The sequence below is a fragment of the uncultured Streptococcus sp. genome (assembly GCF_938036805.1).
Classification (GTDB): domain Bacteria; phylum Bacillota; class Bacilli; order Lactobacillales; family Streptococcaceae; genus Streptococcus.
Window position 1 is genome coordinate 1 of sequence record NZ_CALHWC010000229.1, and the last position, 17,167, is coordinate 17,167.

The window sequence follows — 17,167 nt, forward strand, 5'->3', positions numbered from 1 at the left end:
GACTGGCAGACTGGGTTGCTGAGGAAACGCCGATCAAGCGCTGGCTGGATCCTCAAGAAGTAGCTGATATCAGCCTCTTTTTGGCAAGCGGTAAGGCAGCTGCTATGCAGGGCGAGATTATCAAAATCGACGGTGGCTGGAGTTTGAAATAGGAGATCTACTGAGTTTGGGGACATCATCCGTGGTAATCTACTACAAAAGAGAAGATAAATTTAAGAGCATAAGATGAAGATTAACAGGTCTTAGCATAAAAATAAATATTTTTTCTAACTTTTATAGATAAAAATAAAAGAATTTCTAGCAGAATTGCTTGAATTGTGATACAATAAAGCGATTTGTGAAAGGAAATGATTGAATGAGTGAAAATGAGTTGAAAAACAACGAAAAAACAGAAAAGAACGGGATGAAACGTGGCTTACAAAATCGGCATGTTCAGATTATAGCCATTGCTGGAACTATTGGTACGGGGCTTTTCTTGGGGGCGGGACGCTCGATTAGCCTGACGGGTCCATCCATTATCTTGATTTACATGCTGACGGGTCTTTTCATGTATCTGATGATGCGGGCGATTGGGGAAATGCTTTATTATGACCCTGACCAGCATACCTTTATCAACTTTATTACCAAATATTTGGGAACTGGCTGGGGGTATTTTTCTGGTTGGTCCTACTGGATTTCTCTGATTTTTATCGGAATGGCTGAGATTACGGCTGTTGCCCAGTATGTGCAGTACTGGTTTCCTGACTGGCCAGCTTGGATGATTCAGCTTGTCTTTCTAGCCCTTCTTAGCTTGGTCAATCTGATAGCGGTTCGAGTCTTTGGCGAGGTCGAATTTTGGTTTGCTATGATAAAGATTGTAGCTATTATTGCTTTGATTGCAACGGCTGTCTTTATGGTATTGACAGGCTTTAAAACGCCTCACGGAGTAGCTAGTCTTGGGAATATTGGACGAGGTTTTCAGCTTTTCCCTAATGGCTTTGTAAGTTTTGTCATGGCTTTCCAGATGGTTTTCTTTGCCTATCAGGCCATTGAATTTATCGGGATTACCACTTCTGAAACGGCTAATCCACGGGCGGTCTTGCCAAAGGCCATCAAAGAAATTCCTTTGCGGATTGTCTTGTTTTACGGGGGGTCTCTCCTTGCCATTATGGCCATCATTCCTTGGGAAAAACTGGCAACGGCTGACTCTCCCTTTGTTATCGTTTTTAAGTTAGCGGGTCTCAAATGGGCGGCAGCCTTGATTAACTTCGTGGTTCTGACCTCAGCGGCCTCCGCACTAAACTCGACCCTTTACTCAACAGGTCGCCATTTGTATCAGATTGCCCACGATACGCCCAATCCTTTTCTTGAGAAAATAGGAGCTGGGAAACTATCTCGGCAAAATGTTCCGCAGAATGCGATTTTGGCTTCGGCGGCTACCATTGCCTTTGCGGCCTTTATCAAGATTCTTCCGGGGGTATCGGACTCCTTTGCTCTCATTACGGCCTCCTCATCTGGTGTTTACATCGCTATTTATGGTCTGACTATGCTGGCCCACCTCAAATATCGTAAGTCACCAGATTTTATGGCAGATGGTTATCTCATGCCAGCTTACAAGTTTCTCAATCCTTTGACCATGCTCTTCTTTGCCTTTGTCTTTGTCACTCTTTTCTTACAAGAGTCAACGGTAGTGGGAGCAATCGGATCAGCCGTCTGGATCATCGTCTTTGGTCTTTACAGCCAGTTCAAATTCCGAAAATAATCCCTTTTTAGGAAAAACGTGTTTTCTCTCAGTCCAGCTGGCTGAGAGATTTTCTTTTTAGTTGTTTCATTGGCTATTTGGGGTATAGGTATTTGGTCGAGAAAATGATATAATGAAGAAAAAAATAATGTAAAACGAGGCTGAAATGTTAAATATTCAAGAAATTAAGAAGAATGCTGGCGGCTTGCAGTTCGACCAAGAGTTTGATTTAGCGCAAGAGCTACAAGAGCGTAATCGTGAAGTGTTAGATATCCAGAAGATCGTGGCTAGAGGTCAGGCTCAGTATGAAAATGGGCTTTATTTTTTGGATTACACCTTGACCTACAAGATTACCCTCGCTTCTAGTCGCAGTATGGCTCCAGTTGATAGGGAGGAAGCCTACACGGTTCATGAAGTCTTTGCTTCTGTCGAAGATGGCTCTGTGCAAAAAGATTTGCTGGAAGATGATTTGGTTCTACCATTTGAGGGGGATTCGATCGATTTGGCAGCTAGTGTGGCGGACAATATTTTGCTTCATATTCCGCTGAAAGTTTTGACTCCTGAAGAGGAAGCTGGTGCGAGTATGCCTACGGGAAATGACTGGCAGGTGTTGACGGAGGAAGACTACCAAAAGCAGCAAATGGAGAAGAAAGAAGCCAACAGTCCTTTTGCCAGCCTTCAAGGTTTATTTGATGAATAAAAACGTCTAAAATCTAGCATAATTCTGGAGGATTATCAAGGAAATCTCTTTGAATCTTCTTGAAATATGAACGTAATTTTGTTACACTAGATAGAAAGACTGTGAAGGAGATATGATGACAGAACGAGGCTTGTTAATCGTCTTTTCTGGCCCCTCAGGCGTTGGAAAAGGGACAGTAAGACGGGAAATTTTTGAGAGTACGGACAATCAGTTTCAGTATTCTGTATCTATGACGACTCGTCCGCAGCGTCCTGGAGAAGTTGATGGTGTTGATTATTTCTTTCGCACTCGTGAAGAGTTTGAGGAGTTGATCCGTCAAGGGCAGATGCTCGAGTATGCAGAGTATGTCGGCAATTATTACGGGACTCCACTTACTTATGTCAATGAGACCTTGGATAAAGGTATAGATGTTTTCTTGGAAATCGAAGTCCAAGGAGCACTTCAAGTCAAGAAAAAAGTGCCCGATGCTGTGTTTATCTTTCTGACTCCGCCAGACTTGGAAGAGTTGAAAGACCGTTTGGTTGGTCGTGGCACAGACAGTGCAGAAGTTATTGCTCAGCGGATTGAGAAAGCAAAAGAAGAAATTGCCTTGATGCGTGAGTATGATTATGCCATTGTCAATGACCAAGTACCTTTGGCAGCTGAACGTGTGAAACGTGTGATTGAAGCCGAGCATTTTCGTGTGGACCGTGTCATCGGTCACTATCAAGACATGCTTCCTAAGGATGAAGCAGTCGTCCGTTAATAAAGTTAGAAATTAGGTAAATAATTATGATGTTAAAACCGTCTATTGACACCTTGTTGGACAAGGTACCGTCAAAATATTCTTTGGTTATCTTAGAAGCTAAGCGTGCCCATGAGCTAGAAGCTGGTGCTAAGCCAACTCAGGATTTCAAGTCAGTGAAATCAACACTACGCGCTTTGGAAGAAATTGAATCTGGTAATGTTGTGATTCACCCAGATCCAGAAGGAAAACGCGAAGCAGTTCGCCGACGTGCGGAAGAAGAACGCCTGCGCAAAGAAGAAGAAGAGCGCAAGATCAAAGAACAAATTGCCAAAGAAAAAGAAGAGGGTGAGAAAATTTAAGGTTGGGGCTACTCAATCTTATTTTTTTCTATGAATATGGCGTTTAGGGAAAGCGGGGTGAGAGTGTGAAAATTGCCAAGATTATTGTCGATGTTCCTCTGATGCAGACGGATAAACCATACAGCTATGCGGTTCCAGAGGAGTTTTCTGGGATGCTACAAGCTGGGATGCGGGTGCATGTGCCTTTTGGTAAGGGCGGTCGATTGATTCAGGGGCTGATTGTTGGCTTGTCTGATGAGAAAGCTGAAGATTTGGCGGGGCATATCGGAGAATTGAAAGATATTGCAGAAGTTCTGGACTTTAGGCCGGTTCTCAATGCGGAGCAGCTCTGGTTGGCTGACCAGTTGCGCCAGTCTGTCTTTTCCTATAAAATTTCCATCCTGAAGGCCATGTTGCCAAGTCTTCTGAATTCCAGCTACGACAAGTTGCTTTATCCAACGGAGCAGCTTTCAGTTGCGGAGCGACAGGCTATTTTCGGTAAGTCAACCAGTCTTCGTTTTTCTGATTTGGATAAGAAAAGTCAGTCTAAGCTCATGCGGTTGACCCAGGCTGGTAAGATTCGCTTGGAATACCAAGCGACCGACCGTAAGCATATCAAGACAGAAACTTGGTATCAGGTGGACAGAGAGAAATTGGCTCAGTTCCTGCCTCCTACTCGAGCAAAAAAGCAACAGGAACTTCAGACTTATTTGCTGGAAAATCCACAATCAGGTCGTCTCAAAGATTTACGCAAACTCTTTTCGCCTGCAGTAGTCAACATTTTCTTAGAAAGGGAGCTTCTCCATATAGAGGAGAGAGAGGTCAGCCGGTCTGTAGCGCATTTCCAAAAGGATCGACAGGATAAAAAGCTGGTTCTCAATGAGGAGCAGGCAATCGCGGTCGCTGCGATTTGTGAAAAAATCGGTAAAGAAAACGCTCAACCCGTTTTGCTAGAAGGAGTGACAGGGAGTGGCAAGACCGAGGTTTATCTCAAGGTGATTGAGGAGGCTCTAGGTCAAGGCAAAACGGCAATTATGCTGGTGCCGGAAATTTCTCTGACTCCTCAGGTGACCGACCGTTTTATCTCGCGCTTTGGTGACAAGGTGGCTATTTTGCATTCCGGTCTATCTGACGGTGAGAAGTACGATGAATGGCGCAAGGTGGAGCGGGGAGAAGCTCAGGTCGTTGTTGGTGCTCGTTCGGCCATCTTTGCTCCGCTGACAAATATCGGAGCCATCATTATTGATGAAGAGCATGAGTCCTCCTACAAGCAGGATTCCAATCCTCGCTACCATGCTAGAGAAGTGGCTCTCCTGCGAGCTCGTTACAATCAAGCTGTTTTAGTGCTGGGTTCGGCGACTCCGAGTTTGGAAAGCAGGGCTAGAGCTAGTCGTGGCGTTTATGACTTTTTGCAGCTGACCAAGCGGGCCAATCCGCTAGCGCAGATTCCTCAGGTTCAAGTGGTGGACTTTCGAGATTATATCGGGCAAAATGAAGCCAGTAATTTCACTCCAGTCCTGCTAGAAGCTATTCAGGATCGTCTGGAGAAGGGTGAGCAGACGGTTCTCATGCTCAACAGGCGAGGCTATTCCAGCTTTGTCATGTGTCGGGAATGCGGCACGGTGGACACCTGTCCCAACTGTGATATTTCTCTGACCCTACATATGGATACCAAGACCATGAACTGCCACTACTGCGGCTTCACCAAGGACATTCCGCAAACCTGTCCTAATTGTGCCAGTCGCAGCATTCGCTACTATGGTACGGGGACGCAGAAGGCCTATGATGAGCTGGCGACCCTCTTTCCAGAGGCTCGCATTCTGCGCATGGATGTGGATACGACCCGAAAAAAAGGGAGCCACGAAGAGATCCTAGAGGCTTTTGGTCAGGGGCAGGCAGACATTCTGCTAGGAACTCAGATGATTGCTAAGGGCTTGGATTTTCCTAATGTGACCTTGGTCGGTGTCCTCAATGCGGATACAGCTCTGAATTTGCCAGATTTTCGCTCTTCTGAGCGGACCTTTCAGCTGCTGACTCAGGTAGCCGGTCGGGCAGGTCGTGCTGAAAAAGCTGGACAAGTTTTTATCCAGTCTTACAATCCTCAGCACTATGCCATTGACTTTGCTAGAAAGCAGGACTATGAAGGCTTCTACGCCTATGAAATGGGAATCCGTCGGCAGTTGGGCTATCCGCCGTATTACTATACAGTCGGGCTGACCCTATCCCACAAGGATGAGGAAACGGTGGTCAAGAAATCTTATCAGGTCATGGATATTTTACGGAGTGGCTTATCGGACAAGGTGCAAATTTTGGGCCCCACACCCAAGCCCATTGCTCGAACCCACAATCTCTATCATTATCAGATTTTACTGAAGTATCGCTTTGAGGATGACCTGCAAGTTACACTTAATCGGGTCTTGGAACTAACGCAGCAAGCGGAAAACAAGGACCTGCGGCTCAGTATTGATAATGAACCCCAGAATTTTATCTGATGGCAAAAGTGAGCGAGAGCTATCAGCTTTGCTCGCTTTTTTGATATAATAGAAAGAAAAACAGTCGCAGGTGACGGGATTTTGCGACAGATTTGAGGAAATGACAGTGAAATTAATTTTTATGGGAACGCCTGACTTTTCAGCAACGGTCTTAAAAGGCCTGCTGGAAAACGAACAATATGAAATTTTAGCAGTGGTCACTCAACCAGACCGAGCGGTGGGCCGCAAAAAGGAAATCCGCATGACACCGGTCAAGGAAGTGGCTTTAGCTAACGGCTTGCCAGTTTACCAACCAGAAAAGTTAGCTAAAAGCGCTGACTTGGAAGAGCTTATGAACTTAGGAGCTGATGGTATTGTGACAGCAGCCTTTGGCCAATTTCTGCCTAGCCGTTTGCTGGACAGTGTTAACTTCGCAGTGAATGTCCATGCGTCTCTCTTGCCAAAATACCGTGGCGGAGCGCCTATTCATTATGCCTTGATAAATGGTGACCAGGAAGCAGGTGTGACCATTATGGAGATGGTCAAGGAGATGGACGCTGGTGATATGATTGCCAGTCGAGCGACAGCTATTGAAGAGTCTGATAACGTGGGAACTCTCTTTGAAAAACTAGCTGTGATCGGTCGCGATCTTCTTTTAGAAGTCTTGCCAGCCTATGTAGCGGGAGAGATTCAAGCCCAGCCTCAGGATACAGAGCTGGTGACTTTTTCACCGAATATCAGCCCAGAGCAAGAGCGGATTGATTGGACAAAGACCAGTCGCCAGATTTTCAATCAGGTTCGGGGCATGAATCCTTGGCCGGTGGCCCATACCCTGCTAGCTGGCCAGCGCTTCAAGATTTACGAGGTTAGCCAAGTAGAAGGCAGCGGTCGTCCAGGTGAAATCATGACAATCAATAAGAAAGAATTGGTGGTCGCGGCGGGTCAGGGAGCCCTTTCTCTAAAGACGGTGCAGCCATTCGGCAAGCCCAAAATGGACATCAAGGACTTTCTCAACGGTCTGGGTCGGAGTTTAGCAGTAGGTGATGAATTTGGAAAGTAAGCAAAACAGAGCCCGAGAGTTTGCTCTGGAAATTCTGGAAGAAGTCTTTGAGGAGGGAGCTTATTCCAATATTGCCCTCAATAAGGCTCTGAAACAAAGTAGCCTCAGTTCAGCTGATAAAAGCTTGGTCACGGAGCTGGTCTATGGAACGGTCGCTCGCAAAATTAGTCTGGAATGGCAGCTGGCTCATTGGGTGGAGGATAGAGACAAGCTGGATGCTTGGCTATATATCCTGCTTGAGCTCAGCCTTTATCAGATGCTCTATCTGGATAAAATTCCCCAGCATGCTGTCGTCAATGAAGCTGTTGAGATTGCAAAAGGCCGCAAGCGTGGCAGTGAAAAATATGTCAATGCCATCCTGCGGAAAATTGGGCGGGAAGGTGCAGCTGATCCGGCCACTATCAACCGCAAGAACAAGCGCTACTCAGTCCAATATTCTCTACCGGTCTGGCTGGTTAAGGTCTTGATTGACGAATACGGGGAAGAACGCGCGGAAGCTATCTTTGCTAGTCTCTTTGAGCGCAACAAGGCCAGCATTCGAGTGACGGATGTGGCTCGAAAGGAAGAAATTAAAGCCGTTTTGGATGCGGACGATTCGCTCTTGGCACCTTCAGCCTTGGTCAAGAAGCAAGGCCATTTTGCTGGTCATGAGTTCTTTGAAAAAGGCTTGATTACTATTCAAGATGAGTCTAGCCAGCTGGTGCCTCCAACCTTGCAGATTGAGGGCCATGAGCAGATTTTGGATGCTTGCAGTGCGCCGGGTGGCAAGGCTGTGCACATGGCTTCCTATTTGACGAGTGGTCAGGTTACAGCCTTGGATCTTTACGACCATAAGCTGAACTTGATTCGTCAAAACGCAGAACGTCTAGGTTTGGCGGATAAAATCACCACTAAAAAACTGGATGCAACCAAGGTATTTGAGACTTTTGGACCAAATGCTTTTGATAAAATCCTAGTGGACGCTCCCTGCTCTGGCATCGGCTTGGTTCGTCGCAAACCAGACATTAAGTACAATAAAGAAAACGCCGATTTTGAAAATTTACAAAAAATTCAGCTGGATATATTAGATAGCGTTTGTCAAAGTCTACGTAAAGGTGGTATAATAACTTATAGTACTTGCACGATTGTGTCTACAGAGAATTTTGAAGTGGTTAAGAAATTCTTAGAAAGACATTCAAACTTTGAGCAAGTTAGACTAGAACATGAAAGAGAAGATATCGTGAAAGACGGCTGTATCTTGATTACGCCAGAACTATATGGCAGTGATGGATTTTTTATCAGTCAATTTAGGAAGATGTCTTAAATGGAGGAGGAAACTGGCAGTATGGAAATTTCAATATTAACAGATGTTGGTCAAAAGCGGACAAATAATCAGGATTATGCCAATCTTTTTGTAAATCGGGCTGGCAAAACCATGATTATCTTGGCCGATGGTATGGGTGGTCACAGGGCCGGCAATATTGCCAGTGAAATGACAGTGACAGACCTGGGTGCCGCATGGGTTGATACCCAGATTGATTCAGTAAATCAAGTTCGTGAATGGTTTGCAGAGCATCTGGAGCAAGAAAATCAGCGTATTCACCAATTTGGTCAGGATGAAGAATACAAGGGCATGGGCACAACGCTAGAAGCCTTGGCTATCATCGACAATCAAGCCATTTATGCTCATATTGGTGATTCTCGCATTGGCTTGATTCGTGGCGAGGAATATAGCCAATTAACCAGCGACCATTCACTTGTTAATGCTTTGCTCAAGGCTGGACAGATTACCCAAGAAGAGGCGGAACGCCATCCACAGAAGAATATTATCACTCAGTCTATTGGTCAAAAAGATGAAGTGCAGCCTGACTATGGCATGATCACGTTAGAAGATGGTGATTACCTTCTGCTCAACAGTGACGGTCTGACCAATATGATTTCAGACAGCGAAATTTATGATATTGTCACCAGCGATATCAGCTTATCTGAAAAAACTGAAACCTTAATTCGCTTTGCCAACAATGCTGGAGGGCTGGATAATATCACAGTTGCTCTGGTTCGTTTTGACAAGGAGGAACAGGAATGATTCAAATCGGCAAGATCTTTGCCGGGCGATATAAAATCATCAAACAGATTGGCCGTGGAGGCATGGCAGATGTCTATCTGGCCCGAGATCTGATACTTGATGGTGAGGAGGTTGCTGTAAAGGTTCTTAGAACCAATTATCAGACAGATCCTATTGCAGTTGCCCGCTTCCAAAGAGAAGCCAAAGCAATGGCGGACTTGGATCATCCTTACATTGTCCGGATTTCCGATATTGGAGAAGAAGATGGTCAGCAATATTTGGCCATGGAATATGTGTCTGGGCTTGACCTCAAGCGCTATATCAAAGAAAATTCTCCACTTTCAAACGAAGAAGCAGTCAGAATCATGGGGCAAATCCTATTGGCTATGCGCCTGGCGCATACACGCGGGATTGTCCACCGTGACCTAAAACCACAAAATGTCCTCTTAACACCAGATGGTGATGCTAAAGTAACAGATTTTGGGATTGCCGTGGCTTTCGCAGAGACCAGCCTGACCCAGACCAATTCCATGCTGGGCTCGGTGCATTATCTTTCGCCAGAACAGGCACGGGGTTCCAAAGCCACTGTTCAGAGCGATATTTATGCCATGGGGATTATTTTCTACGAGATGCTGACAGGGCATATCCCTTATGACGGAGATAGTGCTGTGACGATTGCTTTGCAGCATTTCCAAAAGCCCCTGCCTTCAATCATCGCAGAAAACCCTAACGTTCCTCAGGCCTTGGAAAATGTGGTCATTAAGGCAACAGCTAAAAAGCTGAGCGATCGCTATCAATCGGTTGCGGAGATGTATGTTGACTTGTCTAGCAGCTTATCCTATGACCGCCGAAATGAAAAGAAACTGGTCTTTGATGATGGAGCCAAGGCAGATACTAAAACTCTGCCAAAAGTTCCTCCTGTTCCTCAGTCAGCTCCAAGCCCTGTCGCAGAAGCAGTGGCTCCTAAAGCTACGGCTGATGTGAAGAGAGAGGCCCCTGTTTTAAAAGCTCCAGTCAAAAAGCCGAAAAAACGTCATTTAAGAGCTAGATACAAGGTCATGTTCTTAGCCATTCTCTTGGTTTTTGCAGCCTTCTTCTTCTTGCTCTATAAAAGTCCTGCCAATACTACGGTACCAGATGTAGCAGGTCAAACAGTGGCAGAAGCCCGTTCGACCATTACTGCTAAGGGTCTTGAGGTAGGAGAAGTCAAGGAGGACTACAGTGATAAAGTGGCGGAGGGTAAGATCATCAAGACAGATCCGCCAGCTAATAGTCAACGTCGTGAAAACAGTAAAGTAGATTTGATTGTCTCCAAAGGAGCAAAAACCTTTACGGTAGAAAATTACGTCGGTAAGAAATCCTCAGAGGCGATTGAAGATCTGAAAAGCACTTACAATATTCCTGAGAAGCTGATCAAGATCGTAGAAGAAGAAAGTTCTGATGCTGAAGAAGGAGTGGTCATTAGCCAAACCCCAGCTGCAGGTTCTTCTTATGATGTAACGTCAAATAAACAGATTACCCTGACAGTGGCTAAAACGGTGACTAGAGTTGAAATGCCTGACTTCGGACATCTCCAAGTTTCCTATGCCTATGCACGGGCCTATCTGATGGAGATGGGAATTTCTGCGTCTCGAATCGAGCGTGTTATCGATAGTTCTGTAGAGTCAAGTCAAGCTGATTTGGTGATATCCCAGTCTCCAGCAGCGGGTCAAAGCATCAAATTGAAATCAAATACCAAGATTAGGTTCTACGTAACAGATGGCACGGTCACTAGCTCTTCTAGTACAAGTGAGCGAACAGAACCATCATCCTCTTCAAGCAGCACGAGCGAGGAGGAAAGTCACTCGAGCTCTTCGAGCAGCTCTACGAGCGCATCGACGAGCCATCAGTGAGGCAGCTAGTCGCAGTGATCTGATTGAGTCTATTTTAGGCTTTGTAGATAAATAAAAGCGTATCCCTTGATTTTCAAGGCAGACTATGCTATAATCATCTTAGTGAATATAAAAGAGAGGCGAGGAAGTATCTTCGCCTCTTGTCTGTGAGGAGGTGCAGTCTTATCGCAACGATTGTTGAATTAGTAAGAGAAGTTATTGAGCCAGCCATCCAAGAACCCTATGAATTAGTAGATATTGAGTATGGCAAGATGGGCGGTGACTATGTTCTCAGTGTTTTTGTAGACAAGCCCGAGGGGATTACGGTCAATGATACAGCAGATTTGACCGATATTATCAGTCCTCTGTTGGACTCTATCAAGCCCGATCCTTTTCCTGACCAGTATTTTCTGGAAGTGACCAGTCCAGGCTTGGAGCGCCCGCTTAAGACCAAGGAAGCTGTGGCAGCTGCAGTCGGCAGTTATATCCATGTCAGTCTTTATAAGGCGCTGGATAAAAACAAGGTTTTCGAAGGAACTTTACTTGGATTTGAAGACGATGTCTTGCTCATGGAATATATGGATAAAACACGCAAAAAAGAAGTTGAAATTCCATATAGTCTGGTGTCAAAAGCAAGACTGGCCGTTAAATTTTAGTGAAAAATCGCAATAATATAATGAAGAAAGGAATACTTTTGCTTCAGCAAAAGTTACATGAAGATGAGTAAAGAAATGCTAGAGGCCTTCCGTATTTTGGAAGAGGACAAAGGTATTAAAAAAGAAGATATTATCGAAGCAGTGACAGAATCCCTTCGCTCTGCTTATCGTCGTCGCTACGGTCAGGCAGACAGCGCAGCCATTGAGTTTAATGAAAAAACAGGTGATTTCCATGTCTATACTGTCCGTGAAGTTGTGGACGAGGTCTTTGACAGCCGCTTGGAAATCAGTCTCAAGGACGCCTTGGCTATCAGTTCTGCTTATGAGTTGGGAGACAAGATCAAGTTTGAAGAAGCGCCAGCTGAATTTGGCCGCGTAGCAGCTCAATCTGCTAAGCAGACCATCATGGAAAAGATGCGCAAACAAACTCGTGCCATCACTTACAATACCTACAAAGAACATGAAAATGAAATCATGTCAGGAACAGTGGAGCGCTTTGATAATCGCTTTATCTATGTCAATCTGGGCACTATTGAAGCACAATTATCTAAACAAGACCAGATTCCTGGTGAGGTCTTTGCCTCTCATGACCGCATCGAAGTTTTCGTCTACAAAGTAGAAGACAATCCTCGTGGTGTCAATGTTTTCGTTAGTCGTAGTCATCCAGAAATGATCAAGCGCTTGATGGAGCAGGAAATTCCTGAAGTTTACGACGGAACTGTGGAAATCATGAGCGTGTCTCGGGAAGCGGGCGATCGGACCAAGGTAGCGGTTCGCAGCCACAATCCAAACGTAGATGCGATCGGAACCATCGTCGGACGTGGTGGTGCCAATATCAAGAAGATTACCAGCAAATTCCACCCAGCTAAATATGATGCCAAAAGTGGCCGTATGATTCCGACTGAGGAAAATATCGATGTCATCGAGTGGGTTGCTGATCCAGCCGAGTACATCTACAATGCTATTGCTCCAGCAGAGGTCGATCAAGTTATCTTCCATGCAGAAGACAATAAGCGAGCTTTGGTTGTCGTGCCGGATAATAAGCTTTCACTGGCTATCGGCCGTCGTGGTCAAAACGTTCGTTTGGCAGCACATTTGACTGGCTTTAGGATTGACATCAAGTCAGCTAGTGAATTTGAAGCAATGGAAGCAGCCAACGAGCTTGGTGGATTTGGTCAAGATTACGTAGCAGAAGAAGTACCAGCCGAAGTCGATGCCCTTTCAGCAGAATTTGAAGCGGAAGAGCTGAATGATACAGAAGTGGCAACTGAAATCGAACTCGAAGAAAGTGAAGCAGTAGCCGCAGAATAAGGGAGGCAGATATGGCAAAAACAAGAAAAATCCCTTTAAGAAAATCAGTTGTGTCAAATGAAGTGATTGACAAGCGTGATCTGTTGCGCATCGTCAAGAATAAAGAAGGTCAGGTATTCATTGATCCGACAGGCAAGGCCAATGGGCGGGGCGCTTATATCAAGCTAGATAATGAAGAAGCTCAGCAGGCTAAGAAAAAGCGGGTCTTTAACCGTAGTTTCAGTATGGAAGTAGAAGAAAGTTTCTACGACGAGCTGATTGCCTATGTCGATCACAAGGTCAAGAGAAGAGAGTTGGGTCTTGAATAAAGAAAAACTAGCAAACTTGCTGGGTTTGGCCCAGCGGGCTGGCCGCATCATTTCAGGAGAAGAATTGGTCATCAAAGCCATCCAAGAAGGCAAGGTTCATCTGATCTTTCTAGCTGAGGATGCCGGACCAAATCTGACGAAAAAAATGACTGATAAAAGCCATTATTACAAGATAGAAGTGTCAACCGTGTTTTCAACACTGGAATTAAGCACTGCGATTGGCAAAGCTCGTAAAGTAGCTGCCGTCACAGATGCTGGTTTTACAAAGAAAATGAGGTCTCTTATGCAATAGAAGAGGAGGACAAGAATTGTCTAGAATTAGATTGTACGAAATCGCAAAAGAACTGGGGAAGGAAAGTAAAGAGGTAGTAGCTCGGGCCAAGGAATTAGGCCTAGAAGTCAAAAGCCATTCTTCCAGCGTAGAAGAAGAAGCAAGCCAGCGCATCAAGGCTAGCTTCGCGGCTAAAGAAGTCGCTAAGCCCCTTCCAGAGAAAGAAGCGGCTGTCCAGCCCGCACCCAAAAAAGTAGCTGAAAAACCAGCTGCTCCAGTTCAAAAGGAAGCGGCTCCGGCTAAAAAAGAAGAGCCAAAAGTTGCCGAAGCAGTGACAACTGAAGCTCCAGCTAAACCGGCTCCAGCGCGACCACAAAGTCGAAATTTTAAGGCGGAGCGTGAAGCACGTGCCAAGGAACAAGCAGAGCGACGTAAACAACAACATAACCGCAAACCACAAAATTCTGACCAGAAGGAAGGCAGTGAGCGTGATCGTCGTGACCGCAAGGCCAACAATGATCGCCAAGAGCGCCGCAATGACCGTCGTGATAATCGTGGTCAAGATGGCCGTCGGAATGGTCAGAATCATCAAGGATTTAACGCTCCAAACCGCCAACAGCCTCAAGGCCCGAAAATTGACTTTAAGGCTCGGGCAGCAGCTCTGAAAGCAGAGCAAAATGCGGAGTACGCACGTTCTAGCGAGGAGCGTTTCAAGCAGGCTCAAGTAGCCAAAGAAGCGCAGGAACGCCAGAATAGACGGAAAGAGTCGGTTCAAGCAGAGGCGGCAGTTGCTGAAGTAGTCAAGCCTGCTCCAGCTGAAGCTGTCCAAACAGCCGCTCCTGCACCAGCACAAGCTGCGGTAGATACCCGTCGTAAAAAACAAGCTCGACCAGATAAGAAGCGCGATGATTTTGATCGCGAAGAAGAAGGTCCAAGAAAACAACAAAAGAATCGAAATAGTCAAAATCAAGTGAGAAATCAAAGAAACAGTAACTGGAATAACAATAAGAAAAATAAAAAAGGAAAAGGTAACCAGAATCAGGTTCCAAAACCTGTTACAGAACGCAAGTTCCATGAGTTGCCAAGCGAATTCGAATACACAGATGGTATGACCGTTGCGGAAATCGCAAAACGGATCAAGCGCGAGCCAGCTGAAATCGTTAAGAAGCTCTTTATGATGGGCGTGATGGCAACGCAAAACCAATCTCTTGACGGTGATACTATTGAGCTCCTCATGGTGGACTACGGTATCGAAGCTAAGAAGAAGGTAGAAGTGGATACAGCTGATATTGAGCGCTTCTTTGTCGAAGAAGGCTATATCAATCCAGATGAATTGGTAGAGCGTCCGCCGGTTGTAACTATCATGGGACACGTTGACCATGGTAAAACGACCCTCTTGGATACTCTACGTAACTCTCGCGTTGCGACAGGTGAAGCGGGTGGTATCACTCAGCATATCGGTGCCTACCAGATTGAGGAAAATGGCAAGAAGATTACTTTCTTGGATACACCTGGACACGCGGCCTTTACTTCGATGCGTGCGCGTGGTGCATCTGTTACCGATATTACCATCTTGGTCGTAGCAGCTGATGACGGTGTTATGCCTCAGACTATTGAAGCGATCAACCACTCTAAAGCCGCTAATGTGCCAATTATTGTGGCTATCAACAAGATCGATAAGCCAGGTGCCAATCCTGAGCGCGTAATTGGTGAATTGGCTGAGCATGGTGTTATGTCAACTGCTTGGGGTGGAGATTCTGAGTTTGTTGAAATCTCTGCGAAATTCAACCAAAACATCGATGAGCTTTTGGAAACAGTTCTGCTTGTAGCAGAAATTCAAGAACTCAAGGCAGATCCGACTGTTCGTGCTATCGGTACTGTTATCGAAGCTCGTTTGGATAAAGGAAAAGGTGCAGTTGCAACTCTTCTTGTCCAACAAGGTACGCTGAATGTTCAAGATCCAATCGTTGTCGGAAATACCTTCGGACGTGTCCGTGCTATGACCAATGACCTGGGCCGTCGTGTCAAAGTAGCAGGTCCATCTACGCCGGTTTCCATCACAGGTTTGAATGAAACTCCGATGGCAGGTGATCACTTTGCCGTCTATGAAGATGAAAAAGCTGCGCGTGCAGCTGGTGAAGAACGTGCTAAACGTGCCCTTCTTAAACAACGTCAAGCTACTCATCGTGTCAGTCTGGAAAATCTCTTTGATACCCTTAAAGCCGGTGAAGTTAAGTCTGTTAACATCATTATCAAAGCCGATGTACAAGGTTCTGTAGAAGCCTTGGCTGCTTCCTTACAGAAGATTGAAGTGGAAGGCGTTAAGATTACCATTGTCCACTCAGCAGTTGGTGCTATCAATGAATCCGATGTAACTTTGGCAGAAGCTTCAAATGCCTTTATCATTGGATTTAACGTTCGCCCTACACCGCAAGCTCGCCAGCAAGCAGAAGCTGATGATGTAGAAATCCGTCTTCACAGCATTATCTATAAGGTTATCGAAGAAATGGAAGATGCCATGAAAGGAATGCTGGACCCAGAATACCAAGAAAAAATCATCGGGGAAGCCCTTATCCGCGAAACTTTCAAGGTTTCCAAGGTTGGTACTATCGGTGGATTCATGGTTATCAACGGTAAAGTTACGCGTGATTCCAAGGTTCGTGTCATCCGTGACGGCGTTGTGATTTATGACGGTCAATTGGCGAGCTTGAAGCACTTCAAGGATGATGTCAAAGAAATCACTAACGGCCGCGAAGGTGGTCTCATGATTGATGGCTACAACGATATCCAAGTGGATGATACGATTGAAGCCTACATCATGGAAGAAATTAAGAAGTAAGAGAAATCCGTCGAAAACTCTCAGTGAAAAGCATATTGGGTGGAAGTCGATACTTCTATCCCAAGCACCTTTTCACAAAGAGTTTAGAGCGACTTTCATTCAACTAAAACTAAAAATATGAGAGTGGGACAGAAATCGGTAATTCGTTAGAATTCGATTTCGTCGTCCCACCTCCGCACAGTTGAGTAGGGCTGTAAAAGCTGATGAAATCAGCGTAGTAGAGCCCACTCAACCACTGCGTCTTGCTCGACAATCCAAAGACAATTGAGAGGCTAGGACTTTTGTCCCAGCCTCATATTGCAGAAGAAAAGATTAGAAAGGAAATCCTATGGCAAATCATTTTCGTACCGACCGTGTAGGAATGGAAATCAAGCGCGAAGTCAATGAAATCTTGCAGAAGAAAGTCCGTGACCCACGGGTGCAGGGTGTGACCATTACCGATGTCCAAATGCTGGGTGATCTGTCTATGGCCAAGGTCTACTATAGTATCATGAGTGACTTGGCTTCGGACAATCAAAAGGCGCAGCTGGGCTTGGAAAAGGCAACTGGTACTATTAAGCGTGAACTGGGTCGAAACCTCAAGATGTATAAGATTCCAGATTTGACCTTCGTCAAAGACGAGTCTATTGAGTACGGTAATAAGATTGATCAGATGTTGCGCAATTTGGAAAAACATTAATGAAAAGAGTGAGATAGGCTTTTGTTTTTGAGCCTGTCTCATTTCTATTTTTGAAAAGACTTTTTAAAAGTTTTGAAAAAAAGGTGTTGACAAGGGGAGATTATCCTGTTATACTAGTAAAGTACTCAATCGCGGGGATGGCGGAATTGGCAGACGCGCAGGACTAAGGATC

General features: G+C 45.4%; 16 protein-coding genes. All 16 read left to right on the forward strand.

Going from position 1 to position 17,167, the window contains the following annotated elements:
• On the forward strand, positions 1-152 hold a 152-nt coding region (locus Q0191_RS10375; protein ID WP_297666178.1), incomplete at its 5' end, for an SDR family oxidoreductase.
• A 203-nt stretch (positions 153-355) separates the two neighbouring features.
• Positions 356-1,741, forward strand: coding sequence for an amino acid permease (locus Q0191_RS10380; RefSeq protein WP_045498809.1), 1,386 nt, complete (start codon positions 356-358; stop codon positions 1,739-1,741).
• Positions 1,742-1,886: 145 nt separating this feature from the next.
• Positions 1,887-2,420, forward strand: coding sequence for a DUF177 domain-containing protein (locus tag Q0191_RS10385; protein ID WP_125382212.1), 534 nt, complete (start codon positions 1,887-1,889; stop codon positions 2,418-2,420).
• 112 nt (positions 2,421-2,532) lie between these two features.
• The gene (gmk, locus tag Q0191_RS10390) at positions 2,533-3,165 is read left to right on the forward strand and encodes a guanylate kinase (RefSeq protein WP_172456453.1); all 633 of its coding nucleotides are present in this window, start codon (positions 2,533-2,535) and stop codon (positions 3,163-3,165) included.
• 26 nt (positions 3,166-3,191) lie between these two features.
• Positions 3,192-3,506, forward strand: coding sequence for a DNA-directed RNA polymerase subunit omega (gene rpoZ / locus Q0191_RS10395; RefSeq protein WP_005590937.1), 315 nt, complete (start codon positions 3,192-3,194; stop codon positions 3,504-3,506).
• Between the two features lie 65 nt (positions 3,507-3,571).
• The gene (locus tag Q0191_RS10400) at positions 3,572-5,977 is read left to right on the forward strand and encodes a primosomal protein N' (RefSeq protein WP_297666172.1); all 2,406 of its coding nucleotides are present in this window, start codon (positions 3,572-3,574) and stop codon (positions 5,975-5,977) included.
• 100 nt (positions 5,978-6,077) lie between these two features.
• Positions 6,078-7,016: a methionyl-tRNA formyltransferase gene (fmt, locus tag Q0191_RS10405; protein ID WP_297666173.1), complete on the forward strand. Its 939-nt coding sequence runs from the start codon at positions 6,078-6,080 to the stop codon at positions 7,014-7,016.
• Entirely contained in the window at positions 7,006-8,319 is a 1,314-nt protein-coding gene (gene rsmB, locus Q0191_RS10410; RefSeq protein WP_297666174.1) for a 16S rRNA (cytosine(967)-C(5))-methyltransferase RsmB, read from the forward strand. The genes fmt and rsmB overlap by 11 nt, the downstream gene beginning before the upstream one ends.
• 21 nt (positions 8,320-8,340) lie before the next feature.
• Positions 8,341-9,081, forward strand: a complete 741-nt coding sequence (locus tag Q0191_RS10415; protein ID WP_297666175.1) for a Stp1/IreP family PP2C-type Ser/Thr phosphatase — start codon at positions 8,341-8,343, stop codon at positions 9,079-9,081.
• Positions 9,078-10,952 carry a Stk1 family PASTA domain-containing Ser/Thr kinase gene (pknB, locus tag Q0191_RS10420; RefSeq protein WP_297666176.1) on the forward strand — a complete coding sequence of 625 codons (1,875 nt, stop codon included), beginning with the start codon at positions 9,078-9,080 and terminating at the stop codon, positions 10,950-10,952. The genes Q0191_RS10415 and pknB overlap by 4 nt, the downstream gene beginning before the upstream one ends.
• A gap of 164 nt (positions 10,953-11,116) precedes the next feature.
• Positions 11,117-11,587: a ribosome maturation factor RimP gene (rimP, locus tag Q0191_RS10425; RefSeq protein ID WP_311163841.1), complete on the forward strand. Its 471-nt coding sequence runs from the start codon at positions 11,117-11,119 to the stop codon at positions 11,585-11,587.
• 63 nt (positions 11,588-11,650) lie between these two features.
• A complete protein-coding gene (gene nusA, locus Q0191_RS10430; RefSeq protein WP_297666179.1) occupies positions 11,651-12,898 on the forward strand; it encodes a transcription termination factor NusA in 1,248 nt (415 codons plus the stop codon).
• Between the two features lie 11 nt (positions 12,899-12,909).
• Positions 12,910-13,206, forward strand: a complete 297-nt coding sequence (locus tag Q0191_RS10435) for an RNase P modulator RnpM (RefSeq protein ID WP_045498837.1) — start codon at positions 12,910-12,912, stop codon at positions 13,204-13,206.
• Complete coding sequence (locus Q0191_RS10440; protein WP_148887120.1) at positions 13,199-13,498, forward strand: YlxQ-related RNA-binding protein; 300 nt, start codon at positions 13,199-13,201, stop codon at positions 13,496-13,498. Before Q0191_RS10435 ends, Q0191_RS10440 begins: the two co-directional genes overlap by 8 nt.
• A 16-nt stretch (positions 13,499-13,514) precedes the next feature.
• A complete protein-coding gene (infB, locus tag Q0191_RS10445) occupies positions 13,515-16,316 on the forward strand; it encodes a translation initiation factor IF-2 (RefSeq protein ID WP_297666177.1) in 2,802 nt (933 codons plus the stop codon).
• Between the two features lie 328 nt (positions 16,317-16,644).
• The gene (gene rbfA, locus Q0191_RS10450) at positions 16,645-16,995 is read left to right on the forward strand and encodes a 30S ribosome-binding factor RbfA (protein ID WP_005590924.1); all 351 of its coding nucleotides are present in this window, start codon (positions 16,645-16,647) and stop codon (positions 16,993-16,995) included.
• The last annotated feature ends 172 nt before the right edge of the window (positions 16,996-17,167 follow it).

Coding starts and splice junctions, on each gene's coding strand:
- Q0191_RS10380 (WP_045498809.1), top strand. CDS start 356: ATGAGTGAAAATGAGTTGAAAAACAACGAAAAAACAGAAAAGAACGGG.
- Q0191_RS10385 (WP_125382212.1), top strand. CDS start 1,887: ATGTTAAATATTCAAGAAATTAAGAAGAATGCTGGCGGCTTGCAGTTC.
- gmk (WP_172456453.1), top strand. CDS start 2,533: ATGATGACAGAACGAGGCTTGTTAATCGTCTTTTCTGGCCCCTCAGGC.
- rpoZ (WP_005590937.1), top strand. CDS start 3,192: ATGATGTTAAAACCGTCTATTGACACCTTGTTGGACAAGGTACCGTCA.
- fmt (WP_297666173.1), top strand. CDS start 6,078: ATGACAGTGAAATTAATTTTTATGGGAACGCCTGACTTTTCAGCAACG.
- Q0191_RS10415 (WP_297666175.1), top strand. CDS start 8,341: ATGGAAATTTCAATATTAACAGATGTTGGTCAAAAGCGGACAAATAAT.
- pknB (WP_297666176.1), top strand. CDS start 9,078: ATGATTCAAATCGGCAAGATCTTTGCCGGGCGATATAAAATCATCAAA.
- nusA (WP_297666179.1), top strand. CDS start 11,651: ATGAGTAAAGAAATGCTAGAGGCCTTCCGTATTTTGGAAGAGGACAAA.
- Q0191_RS10435 (WP_045498837.1), top strand. CDS start 12,910: ATGGCAAAAACAAGAAAAATCCCTTTAAGAAAATCAGTTGTGTCAAAT.
- rbfA (WP_005590924.1), top strand. CDS start 16,645: ATGGCAAATCATTTTCGTACCGACCGTGTAGGAATGGAAATCAAGCGC.